Source organism: Geothrix terrae (assembly GCF_022808775.1).
Taxonomy (GTDB): domain Bacteria; phylum Acidobacteriota; class Holophagae; order Holophagales; family Holophagaceae; genus Geothrix; species Geothrix terrae.
The window spans coordinates 72222-96433 of record NZ_JAKZLA010000009.1 but is presented as its reverse complement, the minus strand read 5'-3'; the positions used below and the strand labels follow the sequence as shown (position 1 = coordinate 96433).

Genomic DNA, 24212 nt, shown 5'->3' with positions numbered 1-24212 from the left:
CGCTCAGAATTGGGTAATTGAGATCGAAGACCTGCTTAGTTGTCAGACAAGCCACCCTCGGACCCTGATCGAATGGCCATTTGTCTGGGATGACATTCATGGTGAGGCCTAACGATTCGAGCTAACCGGCCCCGCCTGCACCGAGGCGCTGAGCGAAGCCGAGGAAGCGAGTGGATGAGAGAGAGCGGAAGACAATGCAGGCGGGGTCCGAGTTGAGCTGAGGGTTAGGCGCTCGAGTTCTCCGGTGGTACGGCTGGATATTTGAGTTTATAGACAATACCAAAGAGAGGGATTGGAACTGCCAGAAGACACATAAAGGCGGTTGGCTCATCAATGATCAGATCGACGAAATCGAAATGCCCATGTAGGTAGCCGTCAATAAAATCCAATGCGAAAAACAGGAGCAAGGCCGTAAACATAGTAAGACTGAGATAGCCGTATCCAGCGAGGGATTTGCCCAAATCGAGGAAAAGCTTCCTGATCGAAGCAATCCAAGACATCAGCGTGAAGAATAGATCCGGCATGTGAGTCGGGGCGCCTAACGAATGAAGCTAACCGGACCCGCCTGCGCCGAGGCGCTGAACGGAGCCGAGAAAGCGGAACGATGAGAGAGAGCGGAAGGGAATGCAGGCGGGGTCCGAGTTGAGCGGAGGGTTAGGACGCTCATGGATGACCTTTGGGTTTGTAGGCATGGACCATCATGAGGTTATAAGCCTTGGCGTAATCGATTGCCCGTTGGACTAGGCGCCGGTGCTCCTCATTTACCAGGCCATCGGTCGTTCCCTCGATCTCTCTGACCCCGTAATTTTGGCGGTAGAACTCGGTGTCCAGTGAATCCACCCCAGGTAGGGAGACGATCAGGCCCCTAACTGCCAAGAGCCTGTGATCACCCCGAGCCAAGGCCGCTTTGTATTCAACAGCGGGGTCAGCAGTCTGGACCCACCTCAGCATTTTGACTTCTGCAGATTCTTGCTTGTGGCATGCGGGACTGAAGACCGCAAACGCGGCGAAGAGTGAAATCAGTGGAATTTGGAGCCTCATGGGGAGCGCCCTAACGAATGAAGCTAACCGGCCCCGCCTGCACCGAGGCGCGGAGCGGAGCCGAGGAAGCGAGGAGTTGAGAGAGAGCGGAAGGTAATGCAGGCGGGGTCCGAGTTGAGCTAAGGGTTAGGCGCCCGGTTTCTTAGACATCTTTTGGCGATCCTTTTGAAAGGTTGCAAGGAGCTCTTCGAAGTTCCTTTGTTGATCCGCAAGCTCAGCAAGAAGATCTGCACTTGGATTGACTAATTCACCAATATATTGAAAGAGCTTCTCGAACCCACTCTGGGCCTCGTCTACTGTGACAAAGACCACTGCTCGAGGGCAGTAGTTGTTTGCTAAGACAGAAAAAAAGTGTGAGAGGTCCGTAGTGAATGAGTGCAATGAAGATAAAAGCTTTTTTTGGTCTGAACGAGCTAGAAATGAGTTGAAGTTATTAATGTTGTATCGATGAAGCTCCGCGCCAGGCGTGTAATTCATGATTAGACAGGATTCGACAGATGCCACTTCTTCAAGTTCCTTGGCCTCGCGAATTTGCTGAATTCGCATGCCATCTCGTAGCCTGAAGAGCTGGGCAGTTGTTGCAACTATAGGTACGTTGTAGAAGATGTGATCATGTACCAGCCAACGATTAACTTGATGGTCAATAGCCGAAATGAGTTTTGGAGCGAATGCATAGGACAACTGGTGTAGAGCCTGAGCAATACTCTTCTCGTTTGCACCATCGGGAAGGAGTTCGACTGCTTTGCTGCATACGGGAGCGAGTTGCCGAGGAAAGTTACCACCAAATTGGAACTTACCCTTGATGAAATGGTCAAAGGGATGCATGAAATCATTTGGGTAAAGCTCACCTGGGCCGCCATACTCACCAGGCGTAAATATCCATTTTGTTCCTGGGTACCGATACTTGCACTCGACCATAAGATCGATGAAGTGAAGGCCCTTGATGTAAGAAGCATCCAGGTCATATGAGAACTCACGCTCGATAGTGTGCTCGTCAGGCTTGAGATATGAATACTCGAAGCTCGCTATGCACCCCTTCTCTTCGAGGTAGCCGCGCAAATCATTCTCCAGAGGCAGGCCTGAGGAGAGCAGAGCTTGTTGCCATGGTTTGGGCATTCGGGTGTGCCTTATGACGCCTAACGAAAGAAGCTAACCGGCCCCGCCTGCACCGAGGCGCTGAACGAAGCCGAGGAAGCGGAACGATGAGAGAGAGCGGAAGGCAATGCAGGCGGGGTCCGAGTTGAGCGCAGGGTTAGGCGTTGGACGTGTGCGGCTAAGGGAAGAAAATACCCCGGGCCCTCCTTCAGCGGTAGCATTTCCCCAAAGGAAGGCCCCATGACGAACGATGAACGGAGCCCCCAACAAGACTCTCAGGATAAAATTGAGGCCAACGTGAAAGCTCAGCTGGCGCTGCGCCGTCGTGATTATTGGGGCTTTGAACCCACTCTTGTCGAATGCCAGAAACGAATTGATGAACTCGAAGCCGAACTCACCCAATCCCGTCAGGCCTCGAAATCAAGAGGCAACCAGCTTGTTGTTCTGTTCTTCGGAGGGCTAATTCTTCTCGGCGCTGCTGGGGGAGTGAAAGACTGGCATACCGGGATCGTATTCGCGGCAGTTACTATCGCCTTCTTCATCGCCGGAAGATGGTAGGTCCTGTGTGGCTCCTCGATAGGAGCCTACACCCAAACTAATCGCCTTTCTTGTGCTTGTGAGGCTTGAGCGATGGCGTGTTCTTTGGAGTTTCTTTGTTGTCATGTTGACGCTTATCTGGCTTGCCTGTTGATTTGGCGATTCTTTTTGGACCCGGTTTGATTCCCATGGTTTTCTCCTTTTGGCTCTGCCGATTAAGAATCCACTCGACGTGGATGGTGAGCGCCTAACGAATGAAGCTAACCGGCCCCGCCTGTACCGAGGCGCTGAACGAAGGCGAGGAAGCGAGAAGTTGAGAGAGAGCGGAAGGCAATGCAGGCGGGGTCCGAGTTGAGCAGAGAGTTAGACCGAGCCCTAAGCAGTAGCCTCCCGAGCACGCGGCGCGCTTAGGTTTGAGCCTGCTTGAGCGAGAGCGAAGGTTCATGCCGACGAGCCCAAAAGGAGAACACCGGAGTTATCGCGTGAACGTGAAGGCCGAGCTGGTGAAGTGACCTCGATGATGGCAGAAATCCATGGGCCGACGGTTGATGAGTAAGCGATAACCCTATTCCTTGAACGCTGAAGACTGAGACCTGATGAGGCTTTGCCATGAATTCGCGAACCAACGGTTGAACCCGCCGATCCCCGCGCTCACCCAGCAGACAGAAATAGACAGGCGAACGAGGGCTAACGAAGGAAGCTAACCGGCCCCGCCTGCACCGAGGCGACGAACGGAGCCGAGGAAGCGAGATGAAGAGAAAGAGCGGAAGGCAATGCAGGCGGGGTCCGAGTTGAGCTAAGGGTTAGGCCGACTGTCGGAGTCAAATGGGGAATTTCATTCCCTGAAGAACGACCGAGTATGTCGGGCGAACAGTGACTATGATTTCATAGCTTTTTTTGGCATTTTTCAGAGTCAGAGGGAACCCAGGAAGGCCGCCAATCGTAACTTTGTCTGGGGGGACCAACCACTTGAATTGGGTGCTTGAATTCGCCGGAGTGGCGTTAAAACCTTCTGGCGTACCATTTCGGAAATCAATAACCCACTGCCCCTCGGAAGGTTCGTGAGGAACAGTGAGTTGTAGCCAAACCTTCCCGTCACCCTGAATACATTCAGCTTGGGCATCGGGTAAGAACGGGTGGGAGTTAATTGTGGGGATTGGTGCCTTGCAGGCAGACATGAGCAGAACAGAGAGCGCTACGGCTGAAATAGAAAACCTTGTTGCCATTGCAACCTCCAGTGGATTAAGTGGTATCTAAGTGTTCGTGGTAAGGCCTAACTTTATATTAGGCGAACCAGGGTGCATGGCATCGAGTTCGCCTAAACAGGTGAGAGACGAATGTAAGTCTTGATAGAACCGTGGGGCTAATTTAGCACCCCACGGGTTAGCCAGACTATAAAACACCGGATGGGTCAAGGCCGATGCACCTAGGGGCTTGGATCCATTCTTCAGTCCTAACGAAATTCAGATTCATTCTTTTTTAGTTCCTTTCTCGTTGAAATTTGGGCTCCAGAGAGCGTCCATGGGTGACCCCGAGAACGGGGTTAACCCACGGAGGTGTTGAATGGCGAAACAAGCCCACGGCGAAGCCCTGGCCCAGGAGGCGGCGCTAATGCAGAAGCTGGGGCTCCAGCTGGCCGAGTTGCAGGAGATGGGGCTGTCAGAGCTGCGTGACAAGCACCTGGAGCTGTTCGGGGAGGAGGCCCGTTCCAAGAACCTACCCTACCTCCGGAAACGGCTGGCCTTCCGGCTGCAGGAGCGCGTGAATGGTGGCCTTTCTCCGGCGGCCAGGGCCCGGATCGAGGAATTGGCCCCGCCCACCCTGCCGGAGGGTAGGAGGCGGGCCAAGGTGCAGTGCGAAATCCCCCCCAGGATGCCCCCCTCCAAGATCCGGGATCCTAGGCTCCCGGCACCGGGGACGGTGCTCTCCCGCGAGCACAAGGGATTCGCCCACGAGGTGGAGGTCCTGGAGCAGGGCTTCCGCTACCGGGGCCGGGACTACCGGAGCTTGTCGGCCATCGCAAAGGAGATTGCCGGCACCCCCTGGAACGGGTTCACCTTCTTCGGCCTGGGGAAGGAGCGGGTCGATGGCCAAGCCTGAACTCCCGAAAGGGGTGCGCTGCGCGATCTACACTCGCAAGTCCACGGCGGCGGGCCTGGAGAAGGACTTCAACTCCCTGGACGCCCAGCGGGAGGCCTGTGAGGCCTATATCCGGACCCGGGTGCACGAGGGATGGACCCTGCTGCCGGAGGCCTTCGACGACGGGGGGTACACCGGAGCCAATACCGAGCGACCCGGATTCCAGAAGCTCATGGGCTGGGTGGGCCGGGCGCAGGTGGATGTAGTGGTGGTCTACAAGGTGGACCGCCTTTCCAGATCCCTGCCGGACTTCGCTCAGGTTATGGAGCACTTCAACCGGCAGGGGGTGGGGTTTGTCAGCGTGACCCAGCACTTCTCCACCACAGACCCGGTGGGGCGCCTGACCCTGAACATGCTCATGAGCTTCGCCGAGTTCGAACGGGAGATGATCGCCGAGCGGATTCGCGACAAGATCCGGGCCCAGCGGAGGAAGGGCCGGTGGACCGGGGGCCATGCGCCCCTGGGCTACCGCTCAGAGAAGGCCCGGCTCCTGGTCCACGAGGAGGAGGCTCCCTGGGTGCGTCAGGTGTTCGATTGGTATCTGGAGGGGGTGAGTGCCCTGAAGATCTCCCAGCGGCTCAACGCCGCCGGCCTCCCCCTCAAGACTGCCAAGACCCCCCGGCCGAACCCCTGGACCAAGGACCTTGTGCTTCGAATCCTGCGGAACCGCATCTACCTGGGCGAGCTCTCCTGCCAGGGAGAGTTCGTAGTGGCCGAGCACCCCAGGCTCATCGATCAAAAGGCCTTCGACCAGGTCCAGCACATGCTGGAGCCGAAGGTGAGGCGGACCCGGCAGGAGTGCCGGAACCCCGTCTACCTCGTTCGGGGGGCGCTGAAGTGCGGGATCTGCGGGTACCAGATGACCAGCGCCAGCACCTTCCGAAGCGGGCGGCTCCACCGGTACTACCGATGCAGTACCAGGGACAAGCAGGGGAAGGCAGTGTGTCCCACCGTGCAGATGCCGGCCGATGCCATCGAGGGGTTTGTCGTGGACAGGGTACGGGGGTATCTGGAGCAGCCGGAGCTTCAGGGGTTCGCAAAGCCCTACCTGGCGCAGCTGGGCCTGCAGGCCACGGGGACAGGGTTCTCCGGGGTTTGGGAGGCCATGACGCTCCCCAACCGGCAGCGGCTCGTCCGACTCCTGGTGGAAGAGGTTCGGGTCGACCAGCGGGTGGGGAAGCTGTCGGTGCGGTTGAAGAACCTTGCTGAAATCCGGATCGAGGCGGAGGCCTCATGCTGACCTTCGAGGTGCCACTGGTGAGGGTGAGGTTGGGGGGCCGGATCGGGTTCAGCGAGTTCAGACAGCTGCCGCTCCCCCAGAAAGCCTCCCCCATGGCCCGGTGTTTGGTCCTGGGGCATCGGATTGTGCAGGCCGTTGAAAACGGCGAAGTCCAGGGCTATGGTGAGGTCGCCGAGCGTATGGGGGTGAGCCAGCCTCGGGTGTCCATGCTGGTGGCATTGACCTTTCTATCCCCAAGGATTCAAGAGTCCATTCTGGCTGGAGAGGAGGGCATGGGGTTCCGGACCTTGCTCAAGCTGGCGCGGATCGATGGCTGGAGGGAGCAGGAAATCCTCGCGGTGAATACGGCCTGTGGTGAGAGGGATTGGGGCAGAACCTCTCGGATGGTTAATGCGACCCCCGAATTTCAGGTGGAATCTCGCCCAAATCCGTCTCAGGTTGGGACTGTGCGTGCCCAAAAGGGGGGTGAAGGCGGGGAACGGCAGGTCAAGCGGACACCGCGCAAGCGCCCAGTCGAACCACTCTCAGCCTAGGGGCCAGCGGGTTCCCCGCGATTCTCGATCCGATAACAAAAACGGCCGACTGTAGTCGGCCGTTGCATTTGGTAGCGGGGGCAGGATTTGAACCTGCGACCTTTGGGTTATGAGCCCAACGAGCTACCGGACTGCTCCACCCCGCGGTAGGAAATCAAGTGTAGCAGGGATCTCGGGCGTGGCAAGGACGCATGGTGGACGGGAGTTGGTAGACTCGACGGACGCTCTGGAGGATCCGATGGGACGCCGTATGGTGGCTGCGCTGGTGCTGTTCGCGGCCCTCGGTCTGGGCGCGGCGCCGCGCACGTGGACGCCGGAGAAGTGGTTCGACAAGCCGAAGTCGCCGCGGATCGCCAACTACCGGATCGACGCGGTGCTGGACTTCGAGCACAAGACGCTGGAGGCGACGGAGACGCTGTCGTGGCGGAACACGGGCACGACGCCCACGCAGGAGCTGCCGCTGCATCTGTACCTCAATGCCTTCAAGGGGCCCCAGAGCCTCTTCGTTCAGGAGAGCGGCGGGCGCCTGCGCATGGACCACCAGGATCGGCCCGCGGAGCCGTCGTCCTGGGGCTATTGCCGCCTCATCAGCGCCCGGATGGAGGGCCACGACCTCCCCGGCCACGCGGGCGAGGATGAGACCGTCCATTGGCTGAAGCTGCCGCGGGCCGTCGCGCCCGGGGAGACCATCCAGGTGGAGATCACCTGGGAGAACCGCTACCCCAAGGTCTTCGCGCGCAGCGGGTGGTCGGAGGATTTCCTCATGTCGGGCCAGTGGTTCCCCAAGGTGGGCGTCTACCAGGGCGACCGGTGGAACTGCCACGCCTACCACGCGAACACCGAATTCTTCGCGGATTTCGGCGTCTACGAGGTATCCCTGTCCCTGCCGAACGCGCTGGGCCTGGCCCACACGGGGACCCAGACGAACTTCGTGACGGAGATCGAGCAGGATCCCAAGCGCCCGCTGAACGTGATCTGGCGCCTGCACGCGGAGGATGTCCACGACTTCGCCTGGGCGGTGATGCCCCGGGAGAGCTGGCGGAACCCGGCCATGTTCGAGTATCGCGGCGTGCAGGTGTTCTATTACGCCGCGGACCGCAACCGGGAGAATTTCCAGCGGCAGCGCCGGGCGGTGGAGAACGCCCTCCGCTGGAGCGAGGAGTGGTTCTTCAAGTACCCGTACCCCACGCTGACGGTGATCGATACCCCGAAGGACGCCTCCGGGGCCGACGGCATGGAATATCCGACCCTCATCACCGCCGGCTCGCTGCCGTTCGATCCCATCCAGCAGCGGTTCGTGCCCGAGGTGGTGTCCGTCCATGAGTACGGGCACCAGTACTTCTACGGCATGCTCGCCAGCAACGAGTTCGAGGAACCCTGGCTGGATGAAGGCTTCACCAGCTGGTTCACCCGCAAGGCCATGGAGCGCAGCTACCACAGCCTGCTGAGCGGGCGGAGGTTCCAGATCCCCACGGAGTTCGTGGAGTGGGCGGGGTACTGGTCCCTGCCTTCCGCCGATCCCCTCACGCGGGCCGGCTTCAAGACGGTCAACCTCCAGAGCTACTTCGTGACGGCCTATGGCAAGCCCACCCTGGTGCTGGACCAGCTGGAGGCCATGCTGGGCCGGCCCGTGATGGAGCAGGTGATGCGGACCTACGCCCAGGAGATGGCCTTCCGCCACCCCACCCGGCACGATTTCCAGCGGATCGCGGAGCGCGTGTCCGGCCGCGATCTCTCGGCCTTCTGGCGGGATTTCGTGGAAGGCACGGAGGTGCTCGATTACGCCATCCGCTGCGTGAAGAGCCGCGAGGTCACCCAGGGCGGCTGGCTGTTCTCGGACAAGGCGCCGGTCTTCGCGGCGCCGCAGCCGGCGGCGCCGGGCCGGGTCGGCTCCATCACCCTCGAGCGGAAGGGCGGGCTGAAGGTGCCGATCACGCTCTGGGTGCGCCTGGAGAACCGCGAAGAGCAGCGGCTCGTGTGGGACGGCCAGGATCGCTGGATCACCTACGAGTTCGACTCGCCGGTGGCCGCCGCCGTGCTGGATCCCGACGGCAACTACCCCATGCTGAAGGACCGGCTCCACGCCAGCTACACGCCGAAGCCGATCAAGCGCGGCTTCTACTACTGGTCGCAGATGGTCTGGGGCGCCGTGGCGGGGTGGCTGCAGGGCTGCGGGATCGGCTAGGACGCCCGCCAGGTCAGCCTAGGGTTTCCGCGGCGCCGCGTCCCCCATGCGCACCCTCTGGATGTTCCCCTGTGCGTCCAGGTCGATGAGGATGGGAAACCAGGCCAGGCCCAGGACCTCGAAGGCCGCCCGGCTGGGGACGTAGCGCGCGGTCCGCCCTGCGGTCTGGAGCCGCGCGGACAGGGCCTGGGCCTCGGCCGCCAGCCCCTCGGGGATGCTCGCGCTGCGCTCGTCCATGCCCGCCTCCAGGCTGGGGATGACCCAGGCCACATCCGCGGGCAGCTCCGGCCAGGCGCCCTCTCCGGCGGGGTAGATCCAGATCCGGCGGGCGCCCAGCTGATCCAGCCGCAGGTCCTGGTACTCCTGGCTGGGCAGGGCCCACAGGCGCAGGACCGGGGAAGGTCCGCCCAGCAGGCCGAACAGGCGCTGGAACTGGGAAAGGATGGGCTCGGCGGGCTCCTCGGCCCGGGCCTTGAGCGCGGCGAACCGGGCCTCGTCCTGGTCCGCCAGGGCCCAGCAGAGGGCATGGCGCAGGGCATAGCCCCGGGTGAGGGCGGGCCCCTTCGCCAGCAGGCGGTCCTCCCAGGCCTGCCGGATCGCCGGCGTGAACCGGCCTTCGCGGACCTGGGCCTTGCCCCACCGCCACAGGGCCAGGGCCGTGCCCGCCTGGCGGAGGGGCAGGGCGGCCAGGCGCTGGGCCAGCCGGGCCTGGGGCGCCTGCATCAGGGCCCTCAGGGCCTCCGCCTCCCGGCGCGCGGCCCCAGGCGGGAAGGGGGCGGCGGGCGGCGTCGCCAGGGGGTCGAAGGTGGCCGCGGCCTGGAGCCACCGGTAGGCGGCGGCCCCGGGGCCCCGGGGAGCCGCAGGCAGGGGGCGGCCCCAGTCGTAGGCGTCCAGCGCCTGGTCCTGCAGCTGGGCCGCGGTGGGCGGCGCGGGACGGACCTCGGCGGGAGGAGTGGGCGGCGGGGCGGTCAGTGGCACGGGGTCACCTTGGTGGCAGAATGGTCCTCCGCATCATACGGGAGTCCTCCTTGAACGCAGCCCCCTCATCTCTCACGCCCCGGGACCGCCTCGTGGTGGCCCTGGACCTGCCCACGGCCGGCGAGGCCCTGGCCATGGCGGAGCGGTTGGCGGGCCGCGTGGGCATGCTGAAGGTGGGGTTGGAGCTGTTCTGCGCCGAGGGGCCGGCCTTCGTCCGGGACCTGCAGAAGCAGGTGCCGGTCTTCCTGGATCTCAAGCTCCACGACATCCCCACCACCGTGCGCCGGGCCCTGGAGGCCGTCCTGAAGCTGGACCCCCGCCTCATCAACGTCCACACCCAGGGCGGCCCGGTCATGCTGGAGGCGGCGGTGGAAGCCGTGCGCGCCCACCGCGCCGCGGGCGGCCGGACCGAGCTGCTGGCGGTGACCGTGCTCACGAGCCTGGACCGGGAGGCCCTGGCGGCCCTGGGCCACGCGGGACGGCCCGAGGACCTGGCGCTGGCCTACGCCAAGCTGGCCCACCGCGCCGGTTGCGACGGCGTGGTGTGCTCTGCCTGGGAGGCCGCCAGCATCCGCGAGGCCTGTGGCGAAGCCTTCCATCGCCTCACGCCGGGCATCCGTCCCGCCGGAGCCGCCACCCAGGACCAGGCCCGCGTCATGACGCCGGCCCAGGCGCTGAAGCAGGGCTCCACCTGGCTGGTGGTGGGACGGCCCATCACCCACGCCGCGGATCCCGCCGCGGCCGCCGAGGCCATCGTCGCGGAGATGGAAGCCTGATGAGTGTCGGCTCCCCCCTGGTCTTCCGTCCGTCCTTCGCCCAACGGGCCATGGCCGTGCTGCTGTTCGCGGGCTCCTGGATGGTGGGGGTCCGCGCCCTGGCGCAGATCCTCGAGCGCCTGCCCATCCTGCGCGCCTCCATGAAGGTGGCCGAGGCCGCCAAAGAACCCACCTGGTCCTTCTGGGTCGCGGTGATCGCCGCCATCGGCGCCGTCGTGGCGGGGAGCCTGCTGCTCCTGGGCACCCTCTTCGGCCTGCTCCTGGTGGAAGGTTCCCAGGTGCTGGTGGATGACCTGGGCCTCGCCGTGGAGCACAACGCCCTGCCGGCCCCCCTGGCCCGGAAGCTGGGGGCAGGCCGTTTGCTCTGGAAGCGCATCACGCACCTCGAGCGCTCCGGCCCCTTCTTCGTCGTGAAGGGGGGCGGCGAGCCGGGCCACGAGGGCCCGAAGGATCCGACCCTGCGGTTCCTCATGGTGGACCAGCTCGAGCGGCTGGTGATGATGATCCTGGAACGCAGTCCGAACCTGAAGCACGAGGACTGATGCCGGGCGGAATGGAAGTCTTCGGGTTCCTGACGGGCGCGGCCTGCGTGGCGCTGCTGGTGCGGGAGAACATCTGGAACTGGCCCATCGGCATCGCCAACAACCTGGTGTTCATCGCCCTGTTCTACCGCGCGGGCCTCTACGCGGACGTCGGGCTCCAGGCTTTCTACGTCGCCATCTCGATCTATGGCTGGTGGAGCTGGCTGCACGGCGGACGGGACCACGGGGCCCTGACCGTGAGCCGCATCTCCCCGCTTCCGGCGGTCCTGCTGGCCCTGGCGGTGGCCGCCACCACGGCTGTGCTGGCCTGGCTGCTGCGCCACTTCACGAACAGCACCGTGCCCGTGCTGGATTCCCTCATCACGGCCCTCAGCCTCGCGGCCCAGTTCATGATGACCCGCAAGTGGCTCGAGAACTGGCTGGTGTGGATCGCGGCCAACTGCATCTCGGTGGGCCTGCTGATCTACAAGGGGCTCTACGTCACCAGCGGGCTCTACCTGGTCTACCAGGTGCTCTGCGTCCTCGGCTGGGTGGCCTGGCGGCGGGCGCTCCGGGCGGGAATCCCCGTGCCGGGGCAGCCGGTGGAGGTCACATCTTCGGCCGGCTGAGGTAGGCCTCGGCGCCCTTCATCTCGGCCGTGGGCCCGTGGGCGGGCTTCTTCGGGCGGGCCCCCTTACGAGCATCGGTCCGCTTCAGGCCCCAGAGGGTCGCCAGTTCCATGGCTTCGGGGTTGCCGGGGGCGAGGGCCAGCACTTCCGCGAGGTCCGCCCGGGCCTGCCCCGCCCGGCCCAGCTTCTCCCGCAGCAGGGCGCGCTTCATGAAGCCCCAGGGATTGGCCGGTTCCTTCGCGATGATCTCGGCGTACTCAGCCTCGGCCTCCGTGAAGCGGCCCTCCTCCTCCGCGGCCTCGCCGCAGAGCAGGTTGGTGACGGCGCAGAAGCCCAGCCAGGCCTTCTGCTCGGCGAACTCCGCGGGGCTGAAGCGCGACTTCGCCCGGGCCTGCTGGGCGACGTGGTCGATGTGGCGCAGGGCCTTCTCCGTGTGGGCGTCCACCCGGGCGAAGATCTCGGCATCGCCCGAGGCGCGGTAGAAGTCCTTCCGGATGCGGCCCTCGGCGCGGTACTGGTCGAACATGCGGGTACCCGGATACAGCGCCAGGGGGCTGATCTGGCAGTCCTGGGGCCGGGTGTCGCGGACGAAGGCGGCGGTCTCCTCCACATCCGCCCAGGTCTCGCCGGGGATGCCGGTGATGAGGTAGATGCCCAGGTTCATGCCCACCTTGCGCACCAGGCCCAGCGCCCGTCGCGCATGCCGCAGGTTGGTGCCCTTGTCCAGCAACTGCAGCACCCGCTCGCTGCCGTGCTCCACGCCGAACTGCATGAACTCGCAGCCGGCCCGCTTCATGGCCACCAGCCGATCCTCGTCCACCAGGTTCACGCGGCTCTGGCAGTTCCAGAGGGGGTGGAGGCCACTCTCCTGGATGCCCTTCATCAGGGTCAGCACGCGGTCGCGGTTGGCGGTGAAGGTGTCGTCCCGGAAGCTGAAGTAGGTGAGGCCGTGCCGCTCGCGCAGCAGCCGCATCTCGCGCAGTACGGAGGGCGCGCTGCGGAAGCGGATGGAGGTGCCCCAGAACTCGGGCGTGTTGCAGAAGTTGCAGGTGGCCGGGCAGCCGCGGCTGGTGCTGAGGTAGGCCAGCTGGCCCACATCGTTGAGGAAGTCCGCCTCCAGGTGCTCGGCGGGGATGCCGATGGCGTCCAGGTCCTCCAGGGGCGGCTGGGGCAGGGTGCGCCCCTCGCGGAGGATGAGGCCCGGCGTGCGCTTCCACAGGTCCGAACCGGGGGCGGTCTTGAGGCGCTCCGCGATGCCCAGCAGCACGGCCTCGCCCTCGCCCTGCACGATGGCATCCAGGGCCGGGCAGTCCTCGAAGACTTCATCGGCCAGGTGCGTGGGGTGCGGCCCGCCCGCCAGGAGGATGGCGCCAGGGCAGGCCTCCCGGGCCCAGGCCAGCAGCTCGTAGGAGCGCTTCCGGTTGAAGGTGAACATGGAGACACCCACCACCGCCGGGTTCTGGGCCCTCAGGTAGGCCAGGACCTCCTTGCGCCCCTTGCCGCTCAGGTTCGCCACCCGGCAGGGAAGGTGCCGGGCCTTGAGCATGGCCTGCAGGTAGCCCAGCCCGATGGGGAGGAAGGTCATCCACTCGTCCCCGAAGCCGCTGCGGGGGGCGCTGTAGGCGAGCAGGGTGCGGGGAGGGGTCATGGGCTCCAAGGGCGTGACTTTCCAGTGTACGGAAAGGGATTCCCGAGGGAAGCGGACATTCCGCGGTTGGTTCTCCGACGCATGTCAAGCCTCGTCTGGAGCGCCCGGAACCGCTAGAATCAAGGCTTCCGGAGCCTCCATGTCCGTTGCCCACGAACCGGCCGTCACCGAATCCCTGGCTCTGGAGCTGGGCCTGTCCAAGGACGAGTGGCAGGTCCTCCTGCGCCTCCTGGACGGACGCATGCCCACCTACCCGGAGCTGGGCGTGTTCAGCGCCATGTGGAGCGAGCACTGCTCGTACAAGTCCAGCCGCGTCCACCTGAAGAACCTGCCCACGGAAGGCCCCCGCGTGATCCAGGGCCCCGGCGAGAACGCGGGCGTGGTGGACATCGGCGACGGCTGGGCCGTGGCCTTCAAGATGGAGAGCCACAACCACCCCAGCTTCATCGAGCCCTACCAGGGCGCGGCCACCGGCGTGGGCGGCATCCTGCGCGATGTGTTCACCATGGGCGCCCGGCCCCTCGCCAACCTGAACTCGCTTCGTTTCGGGGAGATCAATGCCCCCCGCATGAAGGGCCTCGTGAAGGGCGTGGCCGCGGGCATCGCGGGCTACGGCAACTGCATGGGCATCCCCATGCTGGGCGGCGACTGCGCCTTCGACGCCAGCTACAACGGCAACATCCTCGTGAACGCCTTCACGCTCGGCGTGCTGCGCAGCGACAAGATCTTCAAGGGCTTCGCCTCCGGCATCGGCAACAAGGTGATGTACATCGGCTCCAAGACCGGCCGCGACGGCATCCACGGCGCCAGCATGGCCTCGGCCGAGTTCGGCGAGGGCAGCGAGGAGAAGCGCCCCACGGTGCAGGTGGGCGATCCCTTCACGGAGAAGCTCCTGCTTGAGGCCTGCCTGGAGATCTTCCAGACCGACTGGGTCATCGGCATCCAGGACATGGGCGCCGCGGGCCTCACGTCCAGCAGCTTCGAGATGGCCAGCCGCGCCGGCACGGGCCTGGAGATCCGCCTCGACCAGGTGCCCCAGCGCGAGGAGGGCATGACGCCCTTCGAGCTGATGCTCAGCGAGAGCCAGGAGCGCATGCTGCTGGTGGCCCGCCCGGGCTGCGAACAGAAGATCATCGCTGTGCTCCACAAGTGGGGCCTGGACGCCTGCGTGGTGGGCGAGGTCACGAACAGCGGCCGCTTCATCGGCAGCTGGCACGGGGAGCCCGTCATCAACCTGCCCATCCAGCCGCTGGTGGACGCCGCGCCGAAGTACGACCGGCCCCGCCAGCGCCCGGGCTACCTGGACGCGGTCAATGCCGCGCCGCTGCCGGCGGACCTCAAGCCCGCCGAGGCGGAGCGCACCCTGCGCCAGATCCTCGCGGCGCCCACCGTGGCCAGCAAGCGGTGGATCTTCGAGCAGTACGACGGCACCGTCCGCAGCAACACCCTGCTGGGCATGGGCCGCGGCGATGCGGGGATCATCCGCGTGAAGGACGAGGCGGGGCAGGACACGGGCAAGGCCGTGGCCATGAGCAGCGACTGCAACAGCCGCTTCTGCTACCTCGATCCCTTCTGGGGCGCGGCCCACGCGGTGGCCGAGGCCTGCCGCAACCTGGCCTGCGTGGGCGCCGAGCCCATCGGCCTCACGGACTGCCTGAACTACGGCAACCCCGAGAAGCCCGAGAACATGTGGACCTTCGAGCAGGGCTGCCTGGGCATCCGCCAGGCCTGCCTGGCCCTCGATGTGCCCATCGTCAGCGGCAACGTGAGCCTCTACAACGACACCGAAGGCCAGAGCATCGCCCCCACGCCCATGATCGCGGCGGTGGGCCTCATCGAGGACTGCGCGGGCCAGGTGGTCCTCGACGCGCCGGACGCCACCGCCCTCTCCAAGGTGGGCAACCGCCTCTGCGGATCCGGGTTCCGGGCCGCCCACGACGGCATCTTCCTGCTGGGCGAGACTCGGGATGAGCTGGGCGGCAGCGAGTATCTCAAGCTGCGCACGGGCAAGGTCCAGGGTGCCTGCCCCGAGCTGCGCCTGGACGAGGAGCTGCGGCTCCAGGCCTGTGTGCGCGAAGGCATCCGCCTGGGGCTCATCCGCAGCGCCCACGACACCAGCGAAGGTGGCCTGATGGCGGCCGTGCTGGAGAGCGCCTTCGGAGCCAATGTTGGAGAGGGGGACGGCGAGGGCATGGGCTGCCAGCTGATGCTCACGAAGGGCGCCCTGCGTCTGGACAGCCTGCTCTTCGGCGAGACCGCGGGCCGCATCGTCGTGAGCGTGAGCCCGGAGGCCGAGGGCAGCCTGGCCACCCTCTGCGCCACCCACCGCGTGCCCGTCGCCAAGATCGGCACCACAGGCGGCGCCCGCGTCACCGTCGCCGTGGATGGCCAGCCCCTGCTGGACGCGGATGCCGCCGAGTTGAGGGACCTCCACGCCGGGGCCCTGGAGCGCGCCCTGGGTTGACAGGGCACCACGGCCCCGGGAACCCTGGGACATTCCCCGGGGGCCCCATGCGTCTGCCCATCCTGTTGTTTCTGGCCTCCACGTTCCTCGTGGCCGGCGCTCCGCAGAAGGCCGCGAAGACCAAGCCCTCCGCGGCCGGAGCCGAAGCCACCCGCCTGGAAGCCGAGGCGAAGCGCGCCAAGGCCTCCGCTGAGCGCCTGAAGGCCGGCGCGGCCAAGGCGGAGTCGCAGGCGAAGGCGGCGGCAGCCAAGGCCAAGGACGCGGAGACCCGCGTGGCGGACCTTCAGATCCGGGCCTCGGAGGCCCGGGCCAAGGCCGCGGAGGCCGAGGCCAAGGCGGCCTCCGACAAGGCCAGCGAGGCCCGCGTGAAGGCCCGCGAGGCTCAGCAGCGAGTGGCCAACCTCAAGGGGGCCAAGGCGAAGCCGGCCAAGTCCGCGAAGCCGGCCGCCAAGCCCGAGGAGGTGCCGGCGACCAAGGCCGATGTGGCGCCCAAGCCGACTCCCAAGCCGGAACCCGCGCCCAAGCCCGAGCCGGAAACGGTGCCGAAGTAGGATCCTCCAGAGACAGCCGTCCGACTCAGATCCCCATGGCGGCCGGAGCCTTGAGCTTCGCGGCGATCTTCTGCATCAGCTCCTGGTCGGCCTTGAGGGTGGCCTTGAAGGCGGCGTGGTCCGTGTGGTGGATCTCCCGCCGGATCTCGTCGAGGCTGTGGTCCAGTATCCGCATGAGGAGTTCGGTTTCCTTGGCGTCCAGGTAGAGTTCCATGGTCCCTCCCGCCGGCTTGGCCGCGTCCCGGCGGGCCGTGGCCGTGGCCAAATATCAGGTCCCGGCGGCCCTTATGCCAGCCCCGGCTCTCTAGGGCCGGCCGCCCAGCAGCCGGGCCGGCAGCAGGAAGAGGCCCTTGATGAGCCCGAACACCCCATCGACGGCGAAGCCCAGGAGCCGGAAGGGCAGGAGCAGCAGCCAGACCAGCGGGTAGAGGATCAGCGCCAGGAGGGCCAGGGGCCAGCAGACCACCAGCAGGATGAGCCAAAGCAGGAACGCGGCCATGGAAGCCTCCCGGGGCCAGGATGGGGCCGGCCGGCCCGGGGTGGCGGCCGGGACCGGTCAACGCTCGTTGCGGACCGGCCGGACGCGGGAGGATATGATCCACTGACACCCACCCAGAGGAAGCCCATGCCACGCCGAGATGATTCCCTGTCCCTCGATCGCCGTGCCTTCCTGGGGGCCGGCCTGGCCACGGGCGCGGCCGCGCTGGTGGGGGGCGACCTGAAGGTGGGCCCGGTCCGCAAGGGCCTGGTGCTGGAGGAAGCCACGGTGGATGCCCTCCAGGCGGGCATGGCGGACGGACGCTGGACGTCGGTGGAGCTGGTGAAGCGGTACCAGGCGCGCATCCGGGCCCTGGACCAGGCGGGGCCGAAGCTGAACGCGGTCATCGAGCTGAACCCCGATGCCCTGGCCATCGCGAAGGCGCTGGACGCCGAGCGGAAGGCGGGGAGCCTGCGCGGGCCCCTCCACGGCATCCCCGTGCTCATCAAGGACAACATCGACACCGCGGACCGCATGAAGACCACGGCGGGCTCGCTGGCCCTGGCGGAGGCCCCGGCCCCGAAGGAGGACGCCTTCGTGGTGAAGCGGCTGCGGGAAGCGGGCGCGGTGATCCTCGGCAAGACCAACCTCAGCGAGTGGGCCAACTTCCGCTCCACCCGCAGCAGCAGCGGCTGGAGCGGCCGGGGCGGGCAGACCCGGAACCCCTATGCCCTGGACCGCAGCCCCAGCGGCTCCAGCTCGGGCTCCGGAGTCGCCGCCGCCGCCAGCCTCTGCGCCATGGCCGTGGGCACCGAGACCGACGGCTCCATCGTGAGCCCCTCCAATGCCAATGGGCTGGTGGGCGTGAAGCCCACTGTGGGGCTGGTGAGCCGCAGCGGCATCATCCCCATCTCCAGTACGCAGGACACGGCCGGGCCCATGGCGCGCACCGTGCGGGACGCGGCGCTCCTGCTGAACGCGCTGGTCGGCGCCGACCCCAAGGATGCCGCCACCGGCGATCCCGCCGCCCGCCGGGAGAAGGATTACACCCAGTTCCTCGCCGCCGAGGGCCTCCAAGGGGCTCGGCTCGGGGTGGCGAAGAACTTCCTGGGCGTGCATGCCCACGTGGACGCCGTCATCCAGCCCGCCTTGGACCTGCTGAAGGCCCGCGGGGCCGTGCTCGTGGACGTGGAGCTGAAGACCGCCGCCTACGATGACGCCGAGTTCGAGGTGCTGCTGTACGAGTTCAAGGCGGGCCTCAACGCCTACCTGGCAGGCCGGGGCGGCGCCGTGAAGGATCTGGCGGGGCTCATGGCCTTCGACGAGCGCGAGAAGGCGCGGGAGATGCCCTTCTTCGGCCAGGAGATCGTCCTGCAGGCCCAAGCCAAGGGGCCGCTGACGGATCCCGCCTACCGGAAGGCCCTCGAGACCTGCGCCCAGGCCCGGAAGGACATCCTGGGCCTGCTGGAGAAGCACGCGGTGCAGGCCCTGGTGGCGCCCACGGGCGGTCCCGCCTGGCTCATCGACCACCTCAACGGCGACAGCTCGGGCTTCAGCTTCTCCAGCCCCGCCGCGGTGGCGGGCTGCCCGCACATCACTGTGCCCGCCGGGTTCGCCGCGGGCCTCCCCCTGGGCCTGTCCTTCGTGGGCGCGCCCTGGCAGGAGGGCACCCTGCTGAAGCTGGCCTACGCCTATGAACAGGCCTCCAGGGCCCGCCGGCCGCCACGCTTCGCGCCGTCCTGCCGCCTGACCCGCTGACTGATCCGTTGACAGCCCCGTGGACAGTCCTGTTGACAGCGGAGGCTCCCAAGACCACGCTTGTCCTCCCATTCAAGGAGCATCCATGAACCGCGCCCTGTTCGCCCTCCTGTTGGCTGCCTCCCTGGTGGCTGTGGCCCAGGAACCCAAGACCAAGCCAGCCGAACCCAAGACCGCCGCTGAATTGAAGGCCGAGAAGAAGGCGGAGAAGAAGGCCAAGAAGGCGGAAGCGGAGAAGAAGGCCGCGGAGGCCAAGGCCGCTGTTGCGAAGCCAGTTCCCGCACCTGCCGCGAAGCCCATGCCTGCACCGGCGGCGGCGAAGCCGGCTCCCGCGCCCCCGGCCGCCCCCGCCGCAGCGGCCGCAGCGGCCGCCGCCGCGAAGTCCGCGACCCCCAAGACCGCGGCGACCTCGACTGCCATCATCGCCAACAAGGATTCCAAGATCTATCACCGCGCCGACTGCAAGCTGGCCTCGAAGATGAAGGAAGCCAACAAGGTCTCCTTCGCCTCCGCCGCCGAGGCCGACAAGGCCGGCTACAAGGCCTGCAAGGTGTGCAAGCCCTAGGGGGCGATCCTCCGCTCCGGCCTCAGTGGAGATTCCTATGAGCGTGGTTCTGTCTTTGATGCTGGGCGCTTCGCTGGCGCTCGTGGCGCAGGTTCCCGGCAAGGATGATCTGAAGGGCGCCGCGAATGCGGCGGTGGACAAGGGCCAGGCCAAGGCGGATACCAAGGCTGATGAAGCCAAGGCCAAGGCCGACAAGAAGGCTGCGGACGCCAAAGCCAAGGCGGACGCCAAGGCCGGGACGGTCCCGGTGGCCGGCGAGCACGTGAAGGCCGCCACCGCCAAGGGCGAGGGCGCCGCCAAGACCGGCACCACCAAGGCCAAGGCGAAGTCGAAGAAGGGCACCACGAAAGGCGCCGACAAGGCCAAGGCGGTCACTGAGAAGGTTGCCAAGTGATGATCCGGGGGTCCCGCGCTGCGCGCACACCTCCGGAACCCCGAAGCAAAAGCCCGGCAGAGCCGGGCTTTTGCTTCGCCTCCACCAGGGAAGGCCCAGGACGTTTCTACTTCTTCGGGAACTGCCGCTCGTAGGCTTCCTGCGCGTACTCGCTGGGGGGCACGCCGAAGCGGCGCTTGAAGGCGCGGGTGAAGGCGCTGGCGTCGTAGAAGCCCAGGATCTTCGCCACGTCGCTGGGGCGCTCGCCGTTGGCCAGCAGCGTCACGGCCCGCTGGAGGCGGCGCTCGATGAGGTACTGGTGGGGCGTGGTGCTGGTGGCCTCGCGGAAGAGGCGGATGAAGTGGTCCGGCGTGCAGCGGGCCATGGTGGCCAGCTCGGGCACGCTGTTCTTGGAGCCGATGTGGACTTCCATGTGGTCCAGCACCAGCTGCAGGGTGGAGCGGTTCAGGCGGTAGGGGAAGCGGCCCCGGTCCTCCTTCTCCGTGAGGCGGGACAGCTCCGCGCCCAGCAGGATGAGGAAGAGCTCGCGCGTCATCAGCTGCACGCCGTCGGGGTTGGACAGCTCCTGGGTGAAGATGCTGAACAGCTGCTTGAGGCTGAGGCTGCGGAGCACCGCGAAGCTGGACTCCTGCCACTTGCGGGGCGGGTTCTGGAGCGACGACAGCAGCGGCTCGGGGAAGGGGCCCTCCATGAACAGCGCCGTGAAGCCGAAGGGGGCGTTCGCGTGGTGGCGCTTCAGGGTGTGGCCGAAGCCCGGCAGCAGCAGGGCCAGGTCGCCGGAGCGGATGACGCCCTCCTCGCGGTCCTCGCTGGTGCAGACGCGCACCGCATGCGTGGGCTGGAGCAGCGTCCACGCGTCCCGCGCGGGCAGCAGCTTCGCGGGCACGGGGTCGCGCTTGAGGACGGCCAGGCGGAGAGGTCCGCTGGTATAAGTTTGGAGGTTCTTGGCTTCAGGTACGCTCATGGCTCAGGAATAAACAGAGGTGCCCATCGGGGCCTTCCGGAAGGATGACAGGAAAACTTTTCGGCACGCGTGAAAATTTCACAAGCCAAGGCTGTTTTTTTTCCACGCTGCCGGCAAAGCCTCATCCCCACCCGATTCAGGCCCGATTCAGACCCAATTCAGACCTTGCTGAAGGCCGCCTCCAGGCTCCGGAACATCCCCATGCCGCCCGTGGGGCCCAGCTTGGGGTCCACGGCCCGCTCGGGGTGGGGCATCATGCCCAGCACGTTGCCCTTCAGGTTCACGATGCCGGCGATGCCGTTCATGGCGCCGTTGGGCACGTGGTCCGCGCCGATCTCGCCCCGGGCCGAGCAGTAGCGCAGGGCCACGCCGCCCCGGGCCTCCAGATCCGCCAGGTCCGCGGGCTCCAGGGTGAAGTTGCCTTCGGCATGGGCCATGGGCACCCGGAACACCTCGCCGGCCTTCATGGCCCGGGTGAAGGGCAGGTCGGCCCGCTCGACGCGCAGGTAGACCTCCGCGTGGATGAAGCGCAGGGACTCGTTGCGCAGCAGGGCGCCGGGCAGCAGCTGGGCCTCGCAGAGGATCTGGAAGCCGTTGCACACGCCCATCACCAGGCCGCCCTGGTCCGCGTGGCGCTTCACGTCGGCCATGATGGGCGCCAGGGCCGCGATGGCGCCGCAGCGCAGGTAGTCGCCGTAGCTGAAGCCGCCGGGGATGAACACCAGGTCCGTGTTCTCCGGCAGCCGGGTGTCCCGGTGCCAGACGGGGATCGTGTCCCAGCCCATCACGGTGCCGCAGGCGTGGAGGGCGTCGTGGTCGCAGTTGGAGCCCGGGAAGACCGGGACGGCCACGCGCATCACAACACCTCGATGGAGGCCTTCTCCATCACGGGATTGACCAGCAGCTTGTCGCACATGGCCTGGGCCTTGGCCTTCACCTCGGCGGGGTCGGTGCCCGGGATGTCCATCTCGATGAGCCGGCCGATGCGGACATGCTCCACCTCGAAGGCGAAGCCGTGCAGCCCCTGTTCCACCGCCTTGCCCTGGGGATCCAGGATCCCCGGCTTCAACTGCACCGACACGCGCACCTTCATGGAGCCCTCCGCCCTCCAGTGTACCTGATGGTCACCGGCCCCGGGGCCGCCACCGATGGGCCTCCAGGTCCAGGTTCCCCTGGTCGTCCACCTCGATGCCCTCGTCCCGCAGGCGGCCGATCTGCTCCATGGCGCCCCACCAGCGGCCCCGGCTGGGCACGTAGCCCCGGGTGTTCACCACGCGGTGCCAGGGCAGGGCCGTGCCCTCCGGCAGGCCCGACAGCACCATGCCCACCTGCCGGGGGCGCTGGGGGAAGCCCGCCAGCAGGGCCACCTGGCCGTACGAGGCCAGGCGACCCTTGGGGATGCGCGCCACCACCGCCAGGACGGCCGCGCGGAAGTCCGTGGGCGGCGCGTCGGGTTCGATGCGCTTCACAGGTCTGGGCCTGGGCATGCGCTCAGGCCCGCACGCCGGGCCGCTGGTCGGCGGGCACGCGGGAGCGGAAGCCGCCTTCGTAGCTGTGCCAGTGGTCGAGGGCCTCCTCGGGGTAGGCCCAGCACCAGTAGCCGTCGCCGGCATCGAAATCCACCAGCCACAGGCCCTTCACGTCGGCTTCCAGGTCCTGCATGCTCTGCTGCCAGGACTTGACCAGGACCTGCAGGCGCTCGCGCAGCTCCTCGACCCGGCGCTCGTCCCGGGCCTCTTCCGCCTGGGTCAGCTCCTCGGCGAGGCTGGCGGCCAGTGTGTAGACAGGTTCCGTCAATGCCTTCACTTGCGGCATCAGGGCCCGCGCTTCGTCCAGGGTGAAAATGCGGCCCATGGCACCTCCGATGCTCCATGATAAGCCGATGCGGTTCGTGCCCCAGATCCCTTCCCACGTTGATCCCGGTCCCTGGGTTCCCCTGGCGCCCCTGACCCTGCGGTGGGACGGCGGCCTGCATCCCGACTGGTCGATCCTCGCCCGGCGAGGCCTGGCCATCCACGCCGTCCACCTGTCCGGCGAGTCGCCCGTGGACGAGGGGCTCGCGGTGCTCCACGCCTCGCTCGGCCCGGATTTCCTCATCCTGCCCGCCGCCCGCCCGCAGAACCGCGAGGCGGGCTTCCGCCTGCTGGGCCACCTGGAGACCCTGCTGGAGGCCGCCAGCGGCCGCGGCGCGAAGATCGCCCTGAGCATCGAGGGTGGGGCCGAGGCCGCCGTGCTGGATCTGCTGGCCCAGGCCAAGGCCGACGCGGTGGGCTTCTGCTGGCACCCGGGCACCGTGGACGCGGAGCGCCTGGCGGACCGCCTCTGGTGCGGCGTCTGCGGGCCGGCCTCGGACCTGCGCCCGCTCCAGAAGCTGGGCTACCGGTGGGACATGGCCCTGCCCGCGGAGGATCCCGCCACCTTCCAGGCGCAGGCCGCCGCGCTGGCCGCCGCCCATCCCGAGGTGATCTTCCCCGAGGAGATCCTGCCCCCGGGCCTGGACCGCGCCGCGGAGCCGCCGGAGGGCTTCGCCTTCGGGCGGCACTGGGATCCCACGGGGAACCGTTCATGACGAAGACCCTGCTGGTCATCGCGGGCGAGGACTCTGGCGACCTGCACGGCGCGGAGCTGCTGCGCGAGCTGAAGGCCCGCCGGCCCGACCTGCGCCTCGTGGGCGTGGGCGGCCCGCGCATGAGCCCCTTCCTGGACCTCAAGCTGGCGGACGTGAAGGATCTCGCCGTGGTGGGCTTCGTGGAGGTCATCAAGCACCTGCCGCGCCTGAACCGGCTGTTCAAGGCCATCCTGGCCGCCGCGGCGGAGGAGCAGGTCGCCGGCGCCCTGCTCATCGACTACCCGGGCTTCAACCTGCGGCTGGCCAAGGCCCTGCGGAAGCAGCTGCCCGCCGTGACCCTGCACCAGTACGTGTGCCCCCAGGTGTGGGCCTGGAAGAAGGGGCGCATCCCCGAGCTGGGCACGGTGCTGGACACGCTCTACTGCCTCTTCGACTTCGAGCCCGAGTTGTTCCGCGGCTATCCCGTGGACGCCCGCTTCGTGGGCCATCCCCTGGTGGAGGTGGTGAAGCCCGAGTGCGACCGCGCCGCCTTCTTCGCCGAGACCGGCCTCGACCCCATGCGGCCCCTGGTGGCCCTGCTGCCCGGCAGCCGCAAGGGGGAGATCGAGCGCCTGCTGCCGCCCATGGCGGAGCTGGCCCGGCGCTGGCGCACGGCCCGGCCCGAGGTCCAGTGGGTGCTGCCCGTGGCCCCCACGCTGGAGCCCGCCTTCGTGCGCGCGCACCTGGGCCCGACGCAGGATCCGGCCCCCGTGGCGCTGGTGCAGGACCGCCCCTATGCCGCCCGCGCCCACGCGGACGCGGCCCTGGTGGCCTCCGGCACCGCCACCCTGGAGACGGCCCTGCTGGGCACGCCCTTCGCCATCGTCTACAAGCTGAATGCCCTCACCTTTGAACTGGCCAAGCGCGTGGTGAAGGTCCCCCACTTCGGCCTCGCCAACGTGGTGGCCCGCCGCGAAGTGGCCCCCGAGCTGCTCCAGGGCGAGGTGAACCCCGAGCGCCTGGGCCTGGAGCTGGCGCGCCTGCTGGACCCCGAGACAGCAAGGCGCATCCGCGCCGAGCTGGGCGAGGTGCGCGGCCACCTGGGCCAGCCCGGCGCCGCCGGCCGCGTGGCCGAAGATCTGCTGGCGAAGCTCCAGGCCTGAGGGGC

27 protein-coding genes and 1 tRNA gene are annotated in these 24212 nt (G+C 66.8%); 15 read left to right on the top strand and 13 right to left on the bottom strand.

Translation table 11 applies throughout. From position 1 onward, the window contains the following. Positions 1-224: 224 nt before the first annotated feature. Together MLE42_RS15240 and MLE42_RS15235 are read right to left on the bottom strand one after the other, a co-directional pair. Positions 225-524, bottom strand: a complete 300-nt coding sequence (locus tag MLE42_RS15240) for a hypothetical protein (protein WP_243288733.1) — start codon at positions 522-524, stop codon at positions 225-227. A gap of 643 nt (positions 525-1167) precedes the next feature. Further along, on the bottom strand, positions 1168-2157 hold the full coding sequence (locus MLE42_RS15235) for a hypothetical protein (protein ID WP_243288732.1): 990 nt from the start codon (positions 2155-2157) through the stop codon (positions 1168-1170). Between the two features lie 219 nt (positions 2158-2376). Between MLE42_RS15235 and MLE42_RS15230 the strand changes: the two genes are divergently transcribed. Beyond that, on the top strand, positions 2377-2694 hold the full coding sequence (locus MLE42_RS15230; RefSeq protein WP_243288731.1) for a hypothetical protein: 318 nt from the start codon (positions 2377-2379) through the stop codon (positions 2692-2694). Positions 2695-2731: 37 nt separating this feature from the next. On the opposite strand, the gene MLE42_RS16235 is transcribed toward MLE42_RS15230, so the two are convergent. Continuing rightward, positions 2732-2863 carry a hypothetical protein gene (locus tag MLE42_RS16235; protein ID WP_275975951.1) on the bottom strand — a complete coding sequence of 44 codons (132 nt, stop codon included), beginning with the start codon at positions 2861-2863 and terminating at the stop codon, positions 2732-2734. A 1373-nt stretch (positions 2864-4236) separates the two neighbouring features. Between MLE42_RS16235 and MLE42_RS15225 the strand changes: the two genes are divergently transcribed. The 3 genes from MLE42_RS15225 to MLE42_RS15215 are packed head-to-tail and all read left to right on the top strand — an operon-like array spanning position 4237 to position 6585. Then, positions 4237-4773 (top strand): DUF2924 domain-containing protein, encoded by a 537-nt coding sequence (locus tag MLE42_RS15225; protein WP_243288730.1) that lies wholly within the window; start codon positions 4237-4239, stop codon positions 4771-4773. Further along, a complete protein-coding gene (locus MLE42_RS15220) occupies positions 4760-6052 on the top strand; it encodes a recombinase family protein (protein WP_243288729.1) in 1293 nt (430 codons plus the stop codon). The genes MLE42_RS15225 and MLE42_RS15220 overlap by 14 nt, the downstream gene beginning before the upstream one ends. Beyond that, a complete protein-coding gene (locus MLE42_RS15215; protein WP_243288728.1) occupies positions 6046-6585 on the top strand; it encodes a hypothetical protein in 540 nt (179 codons plus the stop codon). Before MLE42_RS15220 ends, MLE42_RS15215 begins: the two co-directional genes overlap by 7 nt. Positions 6586-6654: 69 nt before the next feature. On the opposite strand, the gene MLE42_RS15210 is transcribed toward MLE42_RS15215, so the two are convergent. Beyond that, positions 6655-6731: transfer RNA gene (locus MLE42_RS15210), tRNA-Met, on the bottom strand. Positions 6732-6823: 92 nt separating this feature from the next. Between MLE42_RS15210 and MLE42_RS15205 the strand changes: the two genes are divergently transcribed. Next, a complete protein-coding gene (locus MLE42_RS15205) occupies positions 6824-8770 on the top strand; it encodes a M1 family metallopeptidase (RefSeq protein WP_243288727.1) in 1947 nt (648 codons plus the stop codon). 18 nt (positions 8771-8788) lie between these two features. Here MLE42_RS15205 and MLE42_RS15200 read toward each other — a convergent pair whose 3' ends face one another. Then, positions 8789-9748, bottom strand: coding sequence for a hypothetical protein (locus MLE42_RS15200; protein ID WP_243288726.1), 960 nt, complete (start codon positions 9746-9748; stop codon positions 8789-8791). A 50-nt stretch (positions 9749-9798) separates the two neighbouring features. Here MLE42_RS15200 and pyrF point away from each other — a divergent pair, with 50 nt between their 5' ends. The 3 genes from pyrF to pnuC are packed head-to-tail and all read left to right on the top strand — an operon-like array spanning position 9799 to position 11674. Beyond that, the gene (pyrF, locus tag MLE42_RS15195; RefSeq protein ID WP_243288725.1) at positions 9799-10524 is read left to right on the top strand and encodes an orotidine-5'-phosphate decarboxylase; all 726 of its coding nucleotides are present in this window, start codon (positions 9799-9801) and stop codon (positions 10522-10524) included. Next, positions 10524-11066 carry a hypothetical protein gene (locus MLE42_RS15190; RefSeq protein WP_243288724.1) on the top strand — a complete coding sequence of 181 codons (543 nt, stop codon included), beginning with the start codon at positions 10524-10526 and terminating at the stop codon, positions 11064-11066. Before pyrF ends, MLE42_RS15190 begins: the two co-directional genes overlap by 1 nt. Then, positions 11066-11674, top strand: a complete 609-nt coding sequence (pnuC, locus tag MLE42_RS15185) for a nicotinamide riboside transporter PnuC (protein ID WP_243288723.1) — start codon at positions 11066-11068, stop codon at positions 11672-11674. The genes MLE42_RS15190 and pnuC overlap by 1 nt, the downstream gene beginning before the upstream one ends. On the opposite strand, the gene MLE42_RS15180 is transcribed toward pnuC, so the two are convergent. Next, positions 11655-13322 carry a B12-binding domain-containing radical SAM protein gene (locus MLE42_RS15180; protein WP_243288722.1) on the bottom strand — a complete coding sequence of 556 codons (1668 nt, stop codon included), beginning with the start codon at positions 13320-13322 and terminating at the stop codon, positions 11655-11657. The two genes, pnuC and MLE42_RS15180, sit on opposite strands and share 20 nt — an antisense overlap. Positions 13323-13461: 139 nt before the next feature. Here MLE42_RS15180 and purL point away from each other — a divergent pair, with 139 nt between their 5' ends. Together purL and MLE42_RS15170 are read left to right on the top strand one after the other, a co-directional pair. After that, positions 13462-15786, top strand: coding sequence for a phosphoribosylformylglycinamidine synthase subunit PurL (gene purL, locus MLE42_RS15175; protein WP_243288721.1), 2325 nt, complete (start codon positions 13462-13464; stop codon positions 15784-15786). A 47-nt stretch (positions 15787-15833) separates the two neighbouring features. After that, positions 15834-16337: a hypothetical protein gene (locus MLE42_RS15170; protein WP_243288720.1), complete on the top strand. Its 504-nt coding sequence runs from the start codon at positions 15834-15836 to the stop codon at positions 16335-16337. A gap of 25 nt (positions 16338-16362) precedes the next feature. Here the strand turns inward: MLE42_RS15170 and MLE42_RS15165 are convergent, their stop codons facing one another. Together MLE42_RS15165 and MLE42_RS15160 are read right to left on the bottom strand one after the other, a co-directional pair. Beyond that, a complete protein-coding gene (locus MLE42_RS15165) occupies positions 16363-16551 on the bottom strand; it encodes a hypothetical protein (protein ID WP_243288719.1) in 189 nt (62 codons plus the stop codon). Between the two features lie 90 nt (positions 16552-16641). Further along, a complete protein-coding gene (locus MLE42_RS15160) occupies positions 16642-16836 on the bottom strand; it encodes a hypothetical protein (RefSeq protein ID WP_243288718.1) in 195 nt (64 codons plus the stop codon). A 126-nt stretch (positions 16837-16962) separates the two neighbouring features. On the opposite strand from MLE42_RS15160, the gene MLE42_RS15155 reads away from it, so the two are divergent. From MLE42_RS15155 to MLE42_RS15145, 3 genes are all read left to right on the top strand, one after another. Then, positions 16963-18573, top strand: a complete 1611-nt coding sequence (locus MLE42_RS15155) for an amidase (RefSeq protein ID WP_243288717.1) — start codon at positions 16963-16965, stop codon at positions 18571-18573. A gap of 85 nt (positions 18574-18658) precedes the next feature. Further along, positions 18659-19138 (top strand): Ada metal-binding domain-containing protein, encoded by a 480-nt coding sequence (locus MLE42_RS15150; protein WP_243288716.1) that lies wholly within the window; start codon positions 18659-18661, stop codon positions 19136-19138. Positions 19139-19175: 37 nt separating this feature from the next. Next, the gene (locus MLE42_RS15145; RefSeq protein ID WP_243288715.1) at positions 19176-19532 is read left to right on the top strand and encodes a hypothetical protein; all 357 of its coding nucleotides are present in this window, start codon (positions 19176-19178) and stop codon (positions 19530-19532) included. A 106-nt stretch (positions 19533-19638) separates the two neighbouring features. Here the strand turns inward: MLE42_RS15145 and MLE42_RS15140 are convergent, their stop codons facing one another. From MLE42_RS15140 to MLE42_RS15120, 5 genes are all read right to left on the bottom strand, one after another. Then, positions 19639-20496, bottom strand: a complete 858-nt coding sequence (locus MLE42_RS15140; protein WP_243288714.1) for an AraC family transcriptional regulator — start codon at positions 20494-20496, stop codon at positions 19639-19641. A 158-nt stretch (positions 20497-20654) separates the two neighbouring features. Further along, positions 20655-21353, bottom strand: a complete 699-nt coding sequence (purQ, locus tag MLE42_RS15135) for a phosphoribosylformylglycinamidine synthase subunit PurQ (protein WP_243288713.1) — start codon at positions 21351-21353, stop codon at positions 20655-20657. After that, a complete protein-coding gene (gene purS, locus MLE42_RS15130; RefSeq protein WP_243288712.1) occupies positions 21353-21589 on the bottom strand; it encodes a phosphoribosylformylglycinamidine synthase subunit PurS in 237 nt (78 codons plus the stop codon). The genes purQ and purS overlap by 1 nt, the downstream gene beginning before the upstream one ends. 31 nt (positions 21590-21620) lie before the next feature. Next, positions 21621-21983: an MGMT family protein gene (locus MLE42_RS15125; RefSeq protein ID WP_243288711.1), complete on the bottom strand. Its 363-nt coding sequence runs from the start codon at positions 21981-21983 to the stop codon at positions 21621-21623. Between the two features lie 4 nt (positions 21984-21987). Beyond that, positions 21988-22350 carry a DUF2203 family protein gene (locus tag MLE42_RS15120; RefSeq protein WP_243288710.1) on the bottom strand — a complete coding sequence of 121 codons (363 nt, stop codon included), beginning with the start codon at positions 22348-22350 and terminating at the stop codon, positions 21988-21990. A 28-nt stretch (positions 22351-22378) separates the two neighbouring features. On the opposite strand from MLE42_RS15120, the gene MLE42_RS15115 reads away from it, so the two are divergent. Together MLE42_RS15115 and lpxB are read left to right on the top strand one after the other, a co-directional pair. Continuing rightward, positions 22379-23065, top strand: a complete 687-nt coding sequence (locus tag MLE42_RS15115; RefSeq protein ID WP_243288709.1) for a hypothetical protein — start codon at positions 22379-22381, stop codon at positions 23063-23065. Continuing rightward, positions 23062-24207: a lipid-A-disaccharide synthase gene (gene lpxB / locus MLE42_RS15110; RefSeq protein WP_243288708.1), complete on the top strand. Its 1146-nt coding sequence runs from the start codon at positions 23062-23064 to the stop codon at positions 24205-24207. The genes MLE42_RS15115 and lpxB overlap by 4 nt, the downstream gene beginning before the upstream one ends. The last annotated feature ends 5 nt before the right edge of the window (positions 24208-24212 follow it).